The organism is Streptomyces ossamyceticus (genome assembly GCF_001418475.1).
Taxonomy (GTDB): Bacteria; Actinomycetota; Actinomycetes; order Streptomycetales; family Streptomycetaceae; genus Streptomyces; species Streptomyces ossamyceticus.
The window spans coordinates 13,468-29,153 of record NZ_LIQX01000090.1 but is presented as its reverse complement, the minus strand read 5'-3'; the positions used below and the strand labels follow the sequence as shown (position 1 = coordinate 29,153).

At 71.4% G+C, this 15,686-nt stretch carries 16 protein-coding genes; 11 read left to right on the top strand and 5 right to left on the bottom strand.

Annotation, left to right across the window (positions count from 1 at the left end):
• Positions 1 to 583: 583 nt before the first annotated feature.
• From AOK15_RS08385 to fabG, 11 genes are all read left to right on the top strand, one after another.
• Positions 584 to 1,417: a 2-amino-3,7-dideoxy-D-threo-hept-6-ulosonate synthase gene (locus tag AOK15_RS08385; RefSeq protein WP_079058365.1), complete on the top strand. Its 834-nt coding sequence runs from the start codon at positions 584 to 586 to the stop codon at positions 1,415 to 1,417.
• Positions 1,414 to 2,676 (top strand): 3-dehydroquinate synthase II family protein, encoded by a 1,263-nt coding sequence (locus tag AOK15_RS08380; protein ID WP_055514373.1) that lies wholly within the window; start codon positions 1,414 to 1,416, stop codon positions 2,674 to 2,676. The genes AOK15_RS08385 and AOK15_RS08380 overlap by 4 nt, the downstream gene beginning before the upstream one ends.
• A 6-nt stretch (positions 2,677 to 2,682) precedes the next feature.
• The gene (locus tag AOK15_RS08375) at positions 2,683 to 4,077 is read left to right on the top strand and encodes a class I adenylate-forming enzyme family protein (RefSeq protein ID WP_055514371.1); all 1,395 of its coding nucleotides are present in this window, start codon (positions 2,683 to 2,685) and stop codon (positions 4,075 to 4,077) included.
• Between the two features lie 70 nt (positions 4,078 to 4,147).
• A complete protein-coding gene (locus AOK15_RS08370) occupies positions 4,148 to 4,423 on the top strand; it encodes an acyl carrier protein (RefSeq protein ID WP_185093775.1) in 276 nt (91 codons plus the stop codon).
• On the top strand, positions 4,420 to 4,710 hold the full coding sequence (locus tag AOK15_RS08365) for a hypothetical protein (RefSeq protein ID WP_055514367.1): 291 nt from the start codon (positions 4,420 to 4,422) through the stop codon (positions 4,708 to 4,710). The genes AOK15_RS08370 and AOK15_RS08365 overlap by 4 nt, the downstream gene beginning before the upstream one ends.
• A complete protein-coding gene (locus tag AOK15_RS08360) occupies positions 4,700 to 5,914 on the top strand; it encodes a beta-ketoacyl-[acyl-carrier-protein] synthase family protein (protein WP_055514381.1) in 1,215 nt (404 codons plus the stop codon). Before AOK15_RS08365 ends, AOK15_RS08360 begins: the two co-directional genes overlap by 11 nt.
• Positions 5,911 to 6,735 (top strand): hypothetical protein, encoded by an 825-nt coding sequence (locus AOK15_RS08355; protein WP_055514365.1) that lies wholly within the window; start codon positions 5,911 to 5,913, stop codon positions 6,733 to 6,735. The genes AOK15_RS08360 and AOK15_RS08355 overlap by 4 nt, the downstream gene beginning before the upstream one ends.
• A complete protein-coding gene (locus AOK15_RS08350) occupies positions 6,722 to 8,455 on the top strand; it encodes a class I adenylate-forming enzyme family protein (RefSeq protein WP_055514363.1) in 1,734 nt (577 codons plus the stop codon). Before AOK15_RS08355 ends, AOK15_RS08350 begins: the two co-directional genes overlap by 14 nt.
• Positions 8,452 to 9,006: a hypothetical protein gene (locus tag AOK15_RS08345; RefSeq protein ID WP_055514361.1), complete on the top strand. Its 555-nt coding sequence runs from the start codon at positions 8,452 to 8,454 to the stop codon at positions 9,004 to 9,006. The genes AOK15_RS08350 and AOK15_RS08345 overlap by 4 nt, the downstream gene beginning before the upstream one ends.
• Positions 9,007 to 9,009: 3 nt before the next feature.
• Positions 9,010 to 9,930: an NAD-dependent epimerase/dehydratase family protein gene (locus AOK15_RS08340; RefSeq protein ID WP_055514359.1), complete on the top strand. Its 921-nt coding sequence runs from the start codon at positions 9,010 to 9,012 to the stop codon at positions 9,928 to 9,930.
• 128 nt (positions 9,931 to 10,058) lie between these two features.
• Positions 10,059 to 10,775: a 3-oxoacyl-ACP reductase FabG gene (fabG, locus tag AOK15_RS08335; protein WP_055514379.1), complete on the top strand. Its 717-nt coding sequence runs from the start codon at positions 10,059 to 10,061 to the stop codon at positions 10,773 to 10,775.
• Between the two features lie 50 nt (positions 10,776 to 10,825).
• On the opposite strand, the gene pgi is transcribed toward fabG, so the two are convergent.
• From pgi to AOK15_RS08310, 5 genes are all read right to left on the bottom strand, one after another.
• On the bottom strand, positions 10,826 to 12,481 hold the full coding sequence (gene pgi, locus AOK15_RS08330; protein ID WP_055514356.1) for a glucose-6-phosphate isomerase: 1,656 nt from the start codon (positions 12,479 to 12,481) through the stop codon (positions 10,826 to 10,828).
• Between the two features lie 239 nt (positions 12,482 to 12,720).
• Complete coding sequence (locus AOK15_RS08325; RefSeq protein WP_003957010.1) at positions 12,721 to 13,056, bottom strand: RNA polymerase-binding protein RbpA; 336 nt, start codon at positions 13,054 to 13,056, stop codon at positions 12,721 to 12,723.
• 224 nt (positions 13,057 to 13,280) lie between these two features.
• Positions 13,281 to 13,511 carry a preprotein translocase subunit SecG gene (gene secG, locus AOK15_RS08320; RefSeq protein WP_055514354.1) on the bottom strand — a complete coding sequence of 77 codons (231 nt, stop codon included), beginning with the start codon at positions 13,509 to 13,511 and terminating at the stop codon, positions 13,281 to 13,283.
• A gap of 102 nt (positions 13,512 to 13,613) precedes the next feature.
• Positions 13,614 to 14,369, bottom strand: coding sequence for a triose-phosphate isomerase (gene tpiA / locus AOK15_RS08315; RefSeq protein ID WP_079058364.1), 756 nt, complete (start codon positions 14,367 to 14,369; stop codon positions 13,614 to 13,616).
• 39 nt (positions 14,370 to 14,408) lie between these two features.
• Positions 14,409 to 15,620 (bottom strand): phosphoglycerate kinase, encoded by a 1,212-nt coding sequence (locus tag AOK15_RS08310; protein WP_055514350.1) that lies wholly within the window; start codon positions 15,618 to 15,620, stop codon positions 14,409 to 14,411.
• Between the last annotated feature and the right edge of the window lie 66 nt (positions 15,621 to 15,686).

Sequence of the window (15,686 nt, the reverse complement as noted above, 5' to 3'; positions counted from 1 at the left end):
CCGTACACGGCGAAGTCGTAGTACTCGATCGTGGTGCCGATGAGGCTCGCGACGGCGATCCTCGGCGCCGTGGACCTCTGCGACTCGGGCGGTAAGGCCACCGGTCCGCCGCCCCCGGCCTCGGTGACGGTCTTTGCGGGGGATTCGGGCATGGGGGGCTCACTTCCGGTACGCCCGGACACGAATGGTCCGGGCCCATGGGGGGACGGCCACGCATGTAACACGAACCGGAGTGCGACTGTCACCCTAAGTCGGGAAAATCGATTTCCACAAGCAAGCCGGAGCCCTGCGGGAATACCCAGCGGAAGAATGAGCACCCTTTTATTCAGCCAAAACCACCCAGAGCGTACGACACCTACCAGCTCACCACTTGCCGCATAACAACGCACGAACACCACTCGGCGTAGGCGTCAACCCAGGAACTACTGTCGATTCCCTGTCAATACTCATACAAACATCCACATAAAAATTTGCCGACCGTCACGCCTTGCCAATGGTCGATCACGCACGAAATGCTGACGCGGGCAGAACTTTAAAGTTCTACGACCATCGTTTTTCGGACATGGAGAAAGGCTCTACACCCATGCTGAAAACTGGCAAGCCATTACGTCTCAGAAGACTTTCCCTCGTCGGCGACGATCGACACTTGCTCATACCGCTCGACCACAGCGTTTCCGACGGCCCGGTCGCCCCTCCGGGGCAATGGGAAGATCTGTTGCGCGCACTGGTGGCCGGCGGGGCCGATGGAATCATCGTCCATAAAGGGCGGGCTCGAAATCTTTCGTCGGACATCCTCAAGAGCTGCGCGCTGGTGGTGCATCTGAGTGCCAGTACGGCGTGTTCCGCCGATGTCGACGCGAAGGTGCTGGTCGGCGATGTCGAGGAGGCGGTGGCCCTCGGCGCGGACGCGGTCAGCGTCCATGTGAATGTCGGCTCCGACACCGAGGGACGGCAGCTGGCCGACCTGGGAGCGGTGGCGCGTTCCTGCGACACCTGGGGCATGCCACTGATCGCCATGGTCTATCCGCGCGGGCCCCGGATCGACAACCCGCACGACCCCGCCCTCCTCGCGCACATCGTCAATGTGGCCGCCGACCTGGGGGCCGACATGGTGAAGACGTCCGTCGCCCTGCCGCTCGACCGGATGGCCGAGGTGGTGGCCCACAGCCCCATCCCCGTCCTCGCGGCCGGCGGCCCCCCGGACGGCTCCGATCTGATCGCGTACGGCACCGCCCTGATGGCCGCCGGCTGCCGTGGACTCGCGGTCGGCCGACGTGTCTTCTCCTCCCCCTCCCCCACCGCCCTGGTGTCCCGGCTGGCCGCCGTCGTACACGCGCGGACGGGGCCGCCGGGCGGCATGAGCATGCCTGATTCCCATCCCACCCACTACTCGACGATCGTGGCAGGTGTCGCATGAGATTCGCGTGGATCGATCTCCGTGAAGTCCCCCGTCCCCAGCTCCAGGCGGTGGTGGACGCGGCCGTCCACGCCCGGATGGCCGGAGTGGTCTCCTCGGACGCCGAGTTGCTCGCCACGCTGCCCCCCACCGTCACCCGGGTCCTGGCCGCGGCGGAGGGCGCCCCGGCCGCCGTGCGGAAGCCGGGCGACAAGGCCGCCGACAAGGCCGCCGACAAGGGCGGCAAGGACATGAAGGTCGCCGGGAGCAAGTCGTCCGGGACCACCGCGTCCGGAACCACCGCGCCTGGGGCCACCTCGTCCGCGTCCGACGCGGACACCGGGATAGACGTCCTGCTGCGGAAGTTCACCACCCAGGACGAGCTGGACACCCTCGCCGCGGCCCACCGTGCCGCGGCCGGCGCGTCCGGCGCTCCCGTCGCCGGATTCATCGACGTCCGCGACGACCGCACCCTGCGGCTGTCCTGCGCGGGCGCGATGGCCCTGCCGTACACCGTGATCCACTTCGCCGACCCCACGAAGATCCCGCTGGAGATCGTGCTCGCGGCGGCCGAGTCCGCCGAGGGCAAGCTGGTGACCGTGGTCGGCGACCTGGAAGAGGCCGCCATCGTCTTCGACGTCCTCGAACGCGGCTCCGACGGCATCCTCTACGCGCCGCGCTCCGCCGACGAGGTGTTCGCGCTGGCCCGGCTGCTCCAGGCGTCCACCCCGCAGCTGGAGCTGTCGACGCTGACCGTGGAGAGCATCCGGCACGTCGGCCTCGGCGACCGGGTCTGCGTGGACACCTGCTCGCACTTCGAGGAGGACGAGGGCATCCTCGTCGGCTCCTACTCCTCCGGGTTCGTGCTCTGCTGCAGCGAGACCCACCCCCTGCCGTACATGCCGACCAGGCCGTTCCGGGTCAACGCCGGCGCCCTGCACTCGTACACGCTGGGCCCCGACAACCGCACCAGCTACCTCAGCGAGGTCGGCTCCGGCAGCACCCTGCTGGCGGTCGGCGCCGACGGCCGCACCCGGCGGGTCGTGGTGGGCCGCGCCAAGCTGGAGTCACGGCCCCTGCTGGAGATCCGCACCCACGCCGAGGACGGACGACTGGTCAGCCTGACCGTGCAGGACGACTGGCATGTCCGGGTGCTCGGCCCCGGTGGCAAGGTCCTCAACGTCACCGAACTCCGGGCGGGCGACGAACTGCTCGGCTACCTCGCGCAGGACAAGCGCCATGTGGGCCTGCCCATCGGCGAGTTCTGCAAGGAGGTCTGAGCCCCCATGGGCGAGCTCGTCGACGACGAGGGGATGGGCGCCCTGGTCCAGCGGCTGTTCGACGCGCGGGACGACGCCCTCCCCTATCTGACGCACCAGCGGGAGACCGTCAACCGGGGCGAGTTACGGGAGCGGGTGGCCAAGCAGGCCGCCGTGTTCGCCGGGCACGGCATCGGACCGGGCAGCACCGTGGGCCTCCAGACCCCGCCCAGCTTCACCCAGGTCGAGGTGCTGCTCGCGCTGTGGCGGCTGGGCGCGCAGGTGCTGCTGTTCGACTTCCGGCTGAAGCCCGCCGAGGTGAGCGCGCTCGGCGAGGTCTGCCGCCCGCAGTTCATGGTCGGCGCCGGGTCGAACGTCCGGGCGACCTTCGGGTTCCGGCCCGAGTACGAGGTCACCACCGAGATCCGCAGGGGCGGGCGGCCCGCCGCCACCGGGCACCGGCTGGTCCAGTTCAGCTCGGGCTCCACCGGGCGGCCCAAGGTGATCGGCCGGACCGTACGGTCGCTGGCCGCCGAGGTCGCGGCGTTCGGCGAGGTCCCCGGCATGCCCGGCCAGGGCGACCGGCTGCTGCTGCTCAGTTCGACCGCGCACAGCTTCGGCCTGATCGGCGGACTGCTGCACGCCCTGGCCACCGGCGTCGCCGTGGTGTTCACCCCGCGTGTCTCGGCCCGTGACATCCTCCGGACCGCCGCGGAGCACCGCGTCACCACCCTGTTCGGGGTGCCGATGCACTACGAGCTGCTCGCCGCCGCCCTCGACGCCCCCGCCCTGCCCGACCTGCGGACCGCCGTGTCCGGCGGGGAGCTGATGCCGCCCGAGGCCGCGGCGAGGTTCGCCGAGCGGTACGGCGTGGAGGTCGGCGAGGCGTACGGCACGACCGAGACCGGGATCGTCGCCATCGACGTCGCCGGCCGACTGCGGCCCTCCGTCGGGCGGCCCGCACCGGGCGTGGTGGTCCGCGCGCACAAGGGCGAACTGGACGTGGCGCTCGACGAGTCCCCGTACCTGTACGACACGGGCGGCACCCAGTACGCGGACGGCTGGCTGCACACCCGGGACCGGGCCACCGTCGGCCCCGACGGGGCGGTCACCGTGGGCGGCCGTGCCGACTCCCTGGTCGTGATCGGCGGCCTCAAGGTAGACCTCACCGAGGTCGAGCACGTCCTGCGCCGACACCCGGCGGTCGAACAGGCGGTGCTCGTCCACGAGGACGTCACCGAGGCGTACGTGGCGGTGGCCGACGGGGCGGACAGCCCGTCGCCGGAGGAACTGCTGCGCTGGTGCCGGGAGCGGCTGGCCGACTACAAGCTGCCCCGTGTGATCCGGCTGCTCGACGACCTGCCCCGCACCTCCAACGGAAAGCTCGTCCGCCGGGCGGCCACGCTCCGGTCCGCGGGGTGAGCGGGGGCCACCGCGGTCGTCCGTTGTCCCTGGAATCGGTCACTGAAATCAGTCACTGGAGATCCTGATCATGAGTACGTCCACTTTGGAAGACGAGATCCGCGAGTTCGTCCTGACCTCGGTCATCGACGAGATGAACATCCTGACGAGCCGCGACGGCATCACGGACGACAGCCCGGTGACGGTCGGCGGGCTGGAGGTGGACTCGCTGAGTCTGATCGAGCTGACGCTGCGGCTGGAGTCGCGGTTCGGCGTGGAGATCCCGGACACCGACATCGAGCCGCTGGCCTCGCTGACCCTCGGCGGGCTCGTCGCCGAGGTCGTCCGCCGCGGTGCCACGGCATGAGCGCGGAGGCCTCCGCACCGGCCGCCCTCACCACGGACACCGTCCGGGCCCTGCTGGCGGACCGGAAGATCTTCCCCGGTGTGCCCGAGGACCTCGACGAGGACGCCGAACTCGTCCTGGACTCCCTGGGCCTGGTGTGGCTGCTGCATGTGGTGGAGGAGCGGTACGGGCTGGTCGTGGAACCCGGCGACGACGACATCTCCCAGCTGACCTCGCTCCGCCGGCTCACCGAGTTCCTGCGGACGGCGGAGCAGGCGGCGAACGGGGGTGAGCACCTTGACCGGTGAGGTGACGGTGACCGGGTTCGGCGTCCGCACGGCGTTCGGCACGGGTGCGGACGCGCTGCGGCGCGGTGTGTTCGCGGGCGTCCCCTCGTTCGCGCCGACCACCCGGTTCGACACCGGCCCGTACCGCACGCCGATGGCCGGCGCCGCCCCGGACGGGCCCGACGCCGTCGAGGGCTGGGCCCTGCGCCACGCCCTCGCCCGCTGCGGGACGGAGGCCCTCGACATGGCGGGCCTGCCGCGGGACACCGAGGCGGCGGTCCTGCTGGGCATCGCCGGTGACTGCACGGGCATCACCCGCCACTGGCGGGACGCGGCAGGCCCGGGGGCCGCCTCCGACGGACCCGACGGCTCCGAGGGCATGGTGGATCCCCTCCGCGCACGGCTCGCCGACGCCGTCCCGGCCCGCCTCGCCGAGTCGCTGGCGAGCGAACTGCGGCTGACGGGGCCCCGGTTGACGTTCACCAACGCCTGTGTGGCGTCGGCGGCCGCGATCATCCACGGCTGTCGGCTGATCTCGTCCGGCCGGATCGACGCGGCGGTCTGCGCCGGCGGCTATCTGGTCGAGGAGGAGACGTTCGGGAAGTTCGACTCGGGCCGGGCGCTGTCCCGTGACGGCATGGTGCGCCCGTTCAGCGCGGACCGCACGGGCCTGCTGCTCGGCGACGGGGTCGCGGCCGTCGTGCTGGAGTCGGCCGAGCACGCCCGGCGGCGCGGCGCCCGGCCGCTGGCGGGCGTGGTCGGCTGGGGCGCGGCCACCGACGCCCACCACATCGCGCAGCCGCATCCGGAGGGCGTGGGCCTCGCCCGCGCCGCCCGGCAGGCGCTGCGGCTGGCCGGCGACCCGGGCGGCACGGACCTCGGCTATGTCAACGCGCACGGGACCGGCACCAAGTACAACGACGGCGCCGAGACCCGGGGCCTGCGGGCCGCCCTACCGAAGCGGGCCGAGGCGGTGCCGGTCAGCTCCACCAAGAGCACCACCGGGCATCTGCTGGAGGCCGCGGGGGTCGTGGAGTTCGTCATCACCATGCTGGCCCTGACGGACGGGGTCCTCCCGCCGACCGCGGGGTTCACCGCGCCGGACCCGGAGTGCGACCTCGACTACGTGCCGAACGAGCCCCGCCCCGCCGACCTCCGCCGCGCCCTCACCATCAACGCCGCGTTCGGCGGCGCCAACACCGCGCTCGTCCTGGAGCGGCCGTGACGACCACAGAGAAGGCGGCGCTCCGCTCGCCCCTCGCCGTGCTCACCTGCGCCACCGCCACCCACGGCACCGGCCGTGACGGCGACATCGCCCTGCCGCGGCTGCCCGGCTTCGTGGAGTCGGCGTTCAGTCCGCTGGCGTACGAGGTGGCCGCGCGCTGTCTGACCTCGTGCCCGGGCGACGGTTCCCGTACGGCGGTGGCGCTGGCGAGCCTGATGGGCGACACCACCACCGCGGATCTGGCCAGTACCCGGATGGTGTCCGGGCGGGTGCACAACCCGCTGCTGTTCATGCAGGCCACGCCCAACTCCGTGCTGGGGCACCTGAGCCGGGAGTTCGGGATCACCGGGCAGATGTTCAGCCTCTCCACCCTGGACGACCCGGTCACCGAGCTGCTGGCCATGGCGGACCTGCTGCTGGAGGACCCGGAGCTGGACCGGGTCCTGGTGCTGGGCGTGGAGCTGGGCGGCGGTGAGCGGGTGGCCGCCGTGCACCGCGAGCTGACCGCCGAGGACGGTCGCCCGGTCCCGGACCTGCCCGAGTCGGCCGGTCTGGCGGCGGCGCTGCTGCTGACCCGGCCCGGCCCCGAGGCACCGGTGACGGTCCGCGCGACGGAGGCGGACGACGGCGGGCGTCCTCCGGCGGCCGACCATCACGGCAGCGTCCAGGGCCTGTTCGACCTGGCCGCCACCCACCGGCGGCTGCTGCGGGACGGCGGCAGCCAGGTCCTGGCGGCGGCCGGCCCGACGGCGGCGGCGTTCCTCCTCAGTTCCGAACGGCTCCCGGAGAGAAACGAGACGGACACCCATGCTCATCAGTAGGCAGGAGCGGGCGCGGATCTGCTCCGACAGCGAACTCGGCGCCGGCAACGTCCTGTACCGGCTGAAGGAGTACGACCGCGCCCTCGACGAGCCCGTCCTGCGGTTCGACGGCACCTGGCGGGCGCCCGACGGCAGCCACCCGGAGGTCCTGACGCTCGGGCAGCTGTACGAGGTGGTCGAGGCGTACGCGGGCTGGTACGCGGCCCAGGGGGTGCGGCCCCGTGACCCGGTCGCGATCCACTCGTACGCGGCGGCCGAGTTCGCGGTGAACTTCCTGGCGCTCACGGCGCTCGGCGCGATCCCCTCGTTCGTCAACGGCAATCTGTCGCCGGAGATCGCCCGCGAGTACGTCCGCCGGCAGGGTGTGGTCGGCGCCTTCACGGACGAGGCGCACCACGAGGTGCTGGCCGGGGCGCCCGGCCTCGGCTTCTGTGCGACCGCCGCCGGGATCCGGCCGGAGGACCGGGAGTCGCTCCCGGCGTCGTACCCCTACCGGCACGACCCCAGCGACCCGGTGCTGATCTCCCACTCGTCGGGCACCACGGGCCTGCCCAAGGGGGTGCCGCACACGCACCGGACGCTGATGTACGCGCAGTTGCACCGGCTGCGCTACTCCACCGGCACCGACATGGAGCGCACGCTGGTCGGGCTGCCGGGCGCGCACAACGCGATGGTGGCGACGCTGATGTACTGCCTGCTGCTGCGCACCGACATCAAGCTGTTGTCCAGTCAGCGCGGCACGGACGTGCTGGACGCCATCGAGAAGTTCCGTCCGACGACGGTGCTGGCGTTCGCCGGGACGTTCGGCGAGATGGCGGTCCAGGATCTGGCGGCGCGTGATCTGTCGAGCGTGCAGGTGTGGTTCAACACCGGGGACGCGGCGCACGAGGCGCACATCCGGGCGCTCGTACGGCACGGCAGCCATGTCGAGATCCGCCGGGATCTGAGCCGTACGCGGGTCGAGGGCTCGGTGTTCGTGGACGGGCTCGGCTCGTCGGAGGCCGGCTACTCGGTCTTCCACAACCGGCACACCAAGGACACCTCGGCGTACTCGCGCTGTGTCGGCAAGCCGATCAGCTTCGCGGAGGCCGCCGTGCTCGCCGAGGACGGCACCCCGTTGCCTGCCGGGCAGATCGGCCGTCTGGGTCTCAAGTCACCTACGCTGACGCCGGGTTACTGGAACGACTCGCTGACCTGGAACCGGATGCGGCTCGGCGGCTACTGGCTCACCGGCGACCTCGCCCACCAGGACGAGGAGGGCAACTTCTACCACCTGGACCGGGCCCCGGACGCCATCCGCACCGCCGCCGGCATCGTCTTCAGCACCCGCACCGAGGAGTTGCTGCTGGCGGGGATCCCCGGGCTCGCCGACTGCACGGTGGTCGGGGTCGCCCCCGACGGCGTACGGGCGGACTGGGACGGCGACGGGGAGGCCGAGGCGTACGCGCTGCTCCAGCTCGCCGACGAGGGCGCGGCCGAGGACGGCGGGGCGAGCGGCGAGCGCGACACGGGCGACGAGGAATGGACCGCGCGCGTCAACTCCGTGCTGACGGCGGCCGGTCTCCCGCCGGTGACGCGGGCCCTGCGGATGAGGCCCGACGACGTGGCCAAGGGCGCCACCGGCAAGGTTCTGAAACGAGTGATGCGCGACAGGTTCGCCGCCGGTCCGGCCGCCGCGGCCGCCGCCCCGGCCGACACCGTCGCCGAGGAGCACGCATGAGCACGCGTACGGATGACGGCACCGTCAACCACCGGGCCGCGACCGTGGAGGCGTACCGCCTGTGGTGGCAGCACGACGCCCACTGGTACCAGGGGGTGGCCGCCAGGTTCGGGCAGGAGACGGCGAACGAGATCAACGCCGAGGCGCTGCGCAAGGTGGCCCTGCACGTCGGGCAGCGCGTCGCCCGCCTCGCCGGGCCGCTCCCCGACTCCGGGGACGTCCGCAAGGACCTGGAGGAGCTGCGCCGCCGCTACGACGACTGCGGCGACCGGATGTTCCCGCCCGAACTGCGCAACGCCTCCACCGAGGTCGAGGACGACGATCTGATCGTCCTCACACTGAAGCGGAACTTCGCGATCACCATGGTCCGCATGGCGGGTTCCCTGGAGGGCTACCGCTGTCCCTGCACCGCCATCCACGCGGGCTGGTCCGAGGGGCTCGGCGTGACCCTGGCCGAGAACCGCGCCGAGAGCTGTCTGCGCGAGGGCGACAAGGCGTGCCGTCTGCTGATGCGGATCGCCGCGCCGGCCCCGGCCGGAACGGAGGGCTGAGGCATGCGGATCCTTGTCGCCGGGGCCACCGGGGTGGTCGGACATCCCCTGGTGGGCGCGCTGCGGGAACGCGGCCACGAGGTGAGCGCACTCGTCCGGAGGGGGGACCGCGACCGGGCTCCCGACGCGGACGGGGTGGTGGTCGCCGACGCCCTCGACCGTGCGGCGCTGCTGTCGGCGGTGTCGACCGCCCGGCCCGAGGTGATCGTCCATCAGATGTCGGCCCTGCGGCTGCTGCGCGACGACCCTCCGGCGGCCTTCGCGCAGACGGCGCGGCTGCGAACCGAGGGCACCGCGAACCTGATCGCGGCGGCCCGCGCCACCGGTGCGCGCCGGCTGGTCGCCCAGTCCATCGCCTTCGCCGCCGCGCCCGCCGGTGAGCCGGTCCTCGACGAGGACGCCCCGCTGTACGTGGACGCCCCCGACCCCGGCTGGGCGGCGACCGTAGGTGCGGTCGCCGAGCTGGAACGACAGGTGCTGGGCGGCGGCCTGGAGGGGGTGGTGCTGCGGTACGGCACCCTGTACGGCCCCCGCACCGCGTACGCCCGTACCGGCGGCACCGCGCAGGCCGTGCTGGCCGGGCGGCTGCCGTTGCCCGGCGGCGGCTCCGGGATCATGTCGTTCCTGCATGTGGAGGACGCCGTGGGGGCGGCCGTGGCGGCCGTCGAGGCGGACGCGACCGGCGTGTTCCATGTGACGGACGACGACCCGGCCCCGGCCGCGCAGTGGCTCCCGCACTTCGCGCGGGCGCTCGCCGCGCCCTCTCCCCGTACGGTTCCGGCGGCCCTCGCGCCCCGGCTGCTCGGCTGGTTCATGGCGCACCAGCTGACCTCCGCCCACGGCGCGGCCAACGACCGGGCGCGGGCCCGGCTGGGCTGGAAGCCGGCGCGGCCGAGCTGGCGCGACGCGCTGGGCCGGGAATGACCGGTCCCGACCGTGCCGTCACCGTCCACGTGGTCGGCGCCGGGTCCGACGACAGCGTGGCCCGCACGACTGACCGCGTGGCGCTGTCCCACGACGATCGGAACCAGCGAGCAGAGAGGGAGCGCACCATGACAGGGACGACGGCACGTTCGGTCCTCGTCACCGGGGGGAACCGGGGCATCGGTCTGGCCATAGCCCGGCGTTTCGTCACGGCCGGCGACCGGGTCACGGTCACCTACCGGGGCGAGGAGCCCCCCGCCGGCGAGAGCGTCCTCGCCGTCCGGTGCGACGTCACGGACGGAGAGCAGGTCGACCAGGCGTTCAAGGAGGCCGAGGCGGCCCACGGTGAGGTGTCGGTGCTGGTCGCCAACGCGGGGTTCACCCAGGACCGGCTGCTGCTGCGGATGACCGAGGACGACTTCACCTCGGTCGTCGACACCAACCTCACCGGGGCCTTCCGGGTCGCCCGGCGGGCGGTGCGCGGGATGCTCCGCGCGGGCCACGGCCGTATCGTGCTGATCTCCTCCACGGCCGCCCTGCACGGCGCCCCCGGCCAGACCAACTACGCGGCGGCCAAGGCGGGCCTCGTCGGCTTCGCCCGCGCCCTCACCCAGGAGCTGGGCGCCCGCGACATCACCTGCAACGTCGTCGCCCCGGGCCTCACCGAGACCGACATGAGCCGCGCCCTCACCCCGGAGCAGCGGCGTGAGCTGCTGCGCACCACCCCGGCGGGCCGGCTGGGCCGACCCGAGGAGGTCGCCGACGCGGTGGCGTTCCTGGCCGGCGCCGGCTATGTGCGCGGCGCCGTGATCCCGGTCGACGGAGGCGCGGGCCTCGGGCACTGAGACAGGGTGGGGAGGGGCTCGGAGTGCCTCCCCCCTCCCCACCCGATCCACTACCGGCGGCCGCGCAGCTCCCGGTACTTGGCGACCAGGGCCTGCGTGGACGCGTCCAGACCCGGCACCTCGGCGCCCTCGGTCAGGGCGGGCTCGACCCGCTTGGCGAGGACCTTGCCCAGCTCGACGCCCCACTGGTCGAAGGAGTCGATGTTCCAGACGGCGCCCTGGACGAACACCTTGTGCTCGTACAGCGCGATCAGCTGGCCGAGGACCGACGGGGTCAGCTCCTTCGCCAGGATCGTGGTCGTCGGGTGGTTGCCCTTGAACGTCTTGTGCGGCACCAGGTCCTCGGCCACGCCCTCGGCCCGCACCTCGTCCGGTGTCTTGCCGAAGGCCAGCGCCTGCGTCTGGGCGAAGAAGTTCGCCATCAGCAGGTCGTGCTGGGCCCGGAACCGCTCACCGAGGTCGGCGACCGGCTCGGCGAAGCCGATGAAGTCCGCCGGGATCAGCTTCGTGCCCTGGTGGATCAGCTGGTAGTAGGCGTGCTGCCCGTTCGTGCCCGGCGTGCCCCACACCACCGGCCCGGTCTGCCACTCGACCTCCTGGCCGTCGCGGCCCACGTACTTGCCGTTGGACTCCATGTCCAGCTGCTGGAGGTACGCCGTGAACTTGGACAGGTAGTGGCTGTACGGCAGGACCGCGTGGGACTGGGCGTCGTGGAAGTTGCCGTACCAGATGCCGAGCAGGCCCAGCAGGAGCGGCACATTGGACTCGGCGGGCGCGGTGCGGAAGTGCTCGTCGACGATCCGGAAACCGTCGAGCATCTCCCGGAAGCGGTCCGGGCCGATCGCGATCATCAGCGACAGACCGATCGCCGAGTCGTACGAGTAGCGACCGCCGACCCAGTCCCAGAACTCGAACATGTTGGCGGTGTCGATACCGAAGTCCGACACCTTCCCGGCGTTCGTCGAGAGCGCGACGAAGTGCTTGGCGACGGCCTCGGGGCCCGCCTTCAGCTCGGTCAGCAGCCAGTCGCGGGCGGAGGTCGCGTTGGTGATCGTCTCGATGGTGGTGAACGTCTTCGAGGCGATGACGAACAGCGTCTCCGCCGCGTCCAGGTCCCGTACGGCCTCGTGCAGGTCGGCCCCGTCGACGTTCGACACGAAGCGGACGACCAGGTCGCGGTCGGTGTAGGAGCGCAGCACCTCGTACGCCATGGCCGGGCCCAGGTCGGAGCCGCCGATGCCGACGTTGACGATGTTCTTGATGCGCCTGCCGGTGTGTCCGGTCCACTCGCCGGAGCGGATCCTCTCGGCGAAGCCGGCCATCCTGTCGAGGACGGCGTGCACGGCCGGCACCACGTTCTCGCCGTCGACCTCGATCACCGCGTCACGCGGGGCGCGCAGCGCGGTGTGCAGGACGGCGCGGTCCTCGGTGGTGTTGATCTTCTCGCCGCGGAACATGGCGTTCCGCAGTCCGAAGACATCGGTCGCGGCGGCCAGCTCCCGCAGCAGCCGCAGTGTCTCGTCGGTGACCAGGTGCTTGGAGTAGTCGACGTGCAGATCGCCGACCTCCAGCGTGTACCCGGTGCCGCGCCCGGGGTCGGCCGCGAACAGCTCCCGCAGCTCCACGTCGCCCAGCTGGTCCCGGTGCTCGGCCAGCGCCGTCCACTCGGGCGTCTGGTTGAGCCTGGTACGGCTTTCTGCGTTCATCTCGGACTTCAGCCTTCTTTCCTACTGGTCCTGCGTACCTTGCCCCGCTGCCGGTCCAACCTAATTGATCACGGGACGACACGAGCGGTCGTCCCGCCGTGGTCCGGCTCGACAACAGATACGTCGGCCGGGCGCACCGGTGTCAGCGCGTCGAGGGACAGGAGGCGAACAGGAGGGAAAGCGGTGCCCGGCGAACGACGACGGCCGGACACCCTGGGGTGCCCGGCCGGCCGCACTTCCTAGATCTCGCCCCGCAGTTTGGCGAGCGCCTCGGCGAGGATCGCCTCGCCGTCCGCGTCGCTGCGTCGCTCCCGCACATAGGCGAGGTGCGTCTTGTAGGGCTCGGTGCGCGGTGGGTCCGGCGGGTTGTCCCGGTCCTGTCCGGCCGGGAAACCGCAGCGCGGGCAGTCCCAGGTGTCGGGGACCTGCGCGTCGCTTGCGAAGCTCGGCTGGGTCTCGTGTCCGTTGGAGCACCAGAAGGAGATGCGAAGCCGGGGTGCGGACTCGCCGCGCTCGGCTTCGCCCATCGGCCCCGCCCCGACCCGGCTTCCTCGGATCGCGTTGCCACTTGCCACGGTCGTAACTCCCTGCGTGATGGTGCGGCGAAGCGAGTCGGCGTTTCGCTTCGCTGCGAGCGCCTCAGTCTACGTAAGGCCCAACGCGCGTCCAGTGATTGGAGTTACATCCCATCCCAGACGCAAGCCCCATGATAGGCCGCGCTCGAAGTCGCGTACCCGGCATGGGGCTTTACGTGCGGATTGGTGCGTCCGTGACGCGTTGTCCTACGCGGACCCGAGGGTCAGTTGTTGACCTTCATGAGGATGCCGAGTACGACAATGCACGCGAACCACAGCAGACCGACCACCACGGTGATCCGGTCGAGGTTGCGCTCGGCGACCGAGGAGCCGCCGACGGACGACTGCATGCCGCCACCGAACATGTCGGAGAGGCCGCCGCCCTTGCCCTTGTGCATCAGCACCAGCAGCATCAGCAACCCGCTGAAGACGATCAGGGCGATCGAGAACCCCATAACCACGGCTGGACCAACTTCCTCGGATCTGGATGGACGACAGGGGCATGGCGGCTGAGCCATGCCCCCGCAAGACTACGACGTTACGCCGCTACCGCCTACTCACTGGTCACGGAAGCGCACGATCTTGACGAACTCGTCCGCGTCCAGGGAGGCGCCGCCGACGAGGGCTCCGTCGATGTCGGCCTGGGCCATGATCTCGGCGACGTTGCCGGCCTTGACGGAGCCGCCGTACTGGATGCGGACCCGGTCGGCCAGCTCCTGGCCGTACAGCTCGGCCAGCTTGGCACGGATGGCCGCGCAGACCTCCTGGGCGTCGTCGGCGCCGCAGACCTTGCCGGTGCCGATGGCCCACACGGGCTCGTAGGCGATGACGACGGTCTCGGCGTGCTCGGCGGGGACGTCCTTCAGGCCGCCCTCGACCTGGGCGAGGGTGTGGGAGACGTGGTTGCCCGCCTCGCGGACCTCCAGCTCCTCACCGACGCAGAGGATCGGGGTGAGGCCGTGCTTGAAGGCCGCCTTGACCTTGGCGTTGACGATCTCGTCGGTCTCGTCGTGGTACTGGCGGCGCTCGGAGTGGCCCACCGCCACGAACGTGCACTTGAGCTTGGCCAGCATCGGACCGGAGATCTCGCCGGTGTAGGCGCCGGAATCGTGGGCCGACAGGTCCTGGGCACCGTACTTGATCTTGAGCTTGTCGCCGTCGACGAGGGTCTGCACGGACCGCAGGTCGGTGAAGGGGGGCAGGACCGCGACCTCGCAGGCCTCGTAGTCCTTGTCGGCCAGGGCGAAGGCGAGCTTCTGGACGTGGGCGATGGCCTCGAGGTGGTTGAGGTTCATCTTCCAGTTGCCCGCCATCAGGGGCAGGCGGCCGTTTTCAACAGCAGTCATCGAGGGTCAGTCCTCCAGTGCGGCGAGTCCGGGGAGCGTCTTGCCCTCGAGGTATTCGAGGGAGGCGCCGCCACCGGTCGAGATGTGGCCGAATGCGTTCTCGTCGAAGCCCAGGATGCGCACGGCCGCGGCGGAGTCTCCGCCGCCGACGACCGTGAACGCCTCGGAGTCGAGGAGAGCCTGGGCGACCGCCTTGGTGCCCTCGGCGAAATCGGGGTGCTCGAAGACGCCCATCGGCCCGTTCCAGAAGACGGTGGCCGCGTCGGCGATCTTCGAGGCGTACAGCTTGCGGGATTCCGGACCGATGTCCAGACCCATCTGGTCGGCCGGGATGGCGTCCGCGGCGACGGAGGTGGCGTCGGCCGGGGCCTTGGCCTTCAGGTCCGGGAACGCGGACGCGACGAGGGCGTCGACGGGAAGGACCAGTTCGACACCGGTCCTCTCGGCGCGCTCCAGGTACTCCACGACGGCCGGGAGCTGATCCTCCTGGAGGAGGGAGCTGCCGACCTCGTACCCCTTGGCCTTGAGGAACGTGTACGCCATGCCGCCGCCGATGAGGATGCGGTCGGCCTTGCCGAGCAGCTGGTCGATGACGGCGAGCTTGTCGGAGACCTTGGCGCCGCCGAGCGCGACCACATAGGGGCGCTTGACGTCCTCGGTGAGCTTCTTGAGGACGCCGACCTCGGTGGCGATGAGGTGGCCCGCGTAGTGCGGCAGCCGGGCCGGGAGGTCGAAGACGGACGCGTGCTTACGGTGCACCGCCCCGAAGCCGTCGCCCACGTAGACGTCGGCGAGGCCGGCGAGCCGGTCGGCGAAGGCGGCGCGCTCGGCGTCGTCCTTCGACGTCTCGCCGGCGTTGAAGCGCAGGTTCTCCAGCACGGCGACCTGGCCGTCGGCGAGGCCCGTGACGGCGGCCTCGGCGGACTCACCGACCGTGTCCGTCGCGAACTCCACGTCGGCGCCGAGGAGTTCACCGAGGCGGGCGGCGGCGGGGGCGAGCGAGAAGGCGGGGTCCGGGGCGCCCTTGGGGCGGCCCAGGTGCGAGGCGACGACCACGCGGGCGCCCGCGTCGGCGAGGGCCTTGACGGTGGGCAGGACGGCGCGGATACGGCCGTCGTCGGTGATCGTGGTGCCGGACAGCGGCACGTTCAGGTCGGCGCGGACGAAGACCCGCTTTCCGGCGACTCCGTCAGTGAGGAGTTCGTCGATCGTCTTCATTGAGGGGACTCCCGGTGAGGACTTGTGGTGCTCGTGATCGTAAGAGGGCCGTTTCGCACGTGAGTC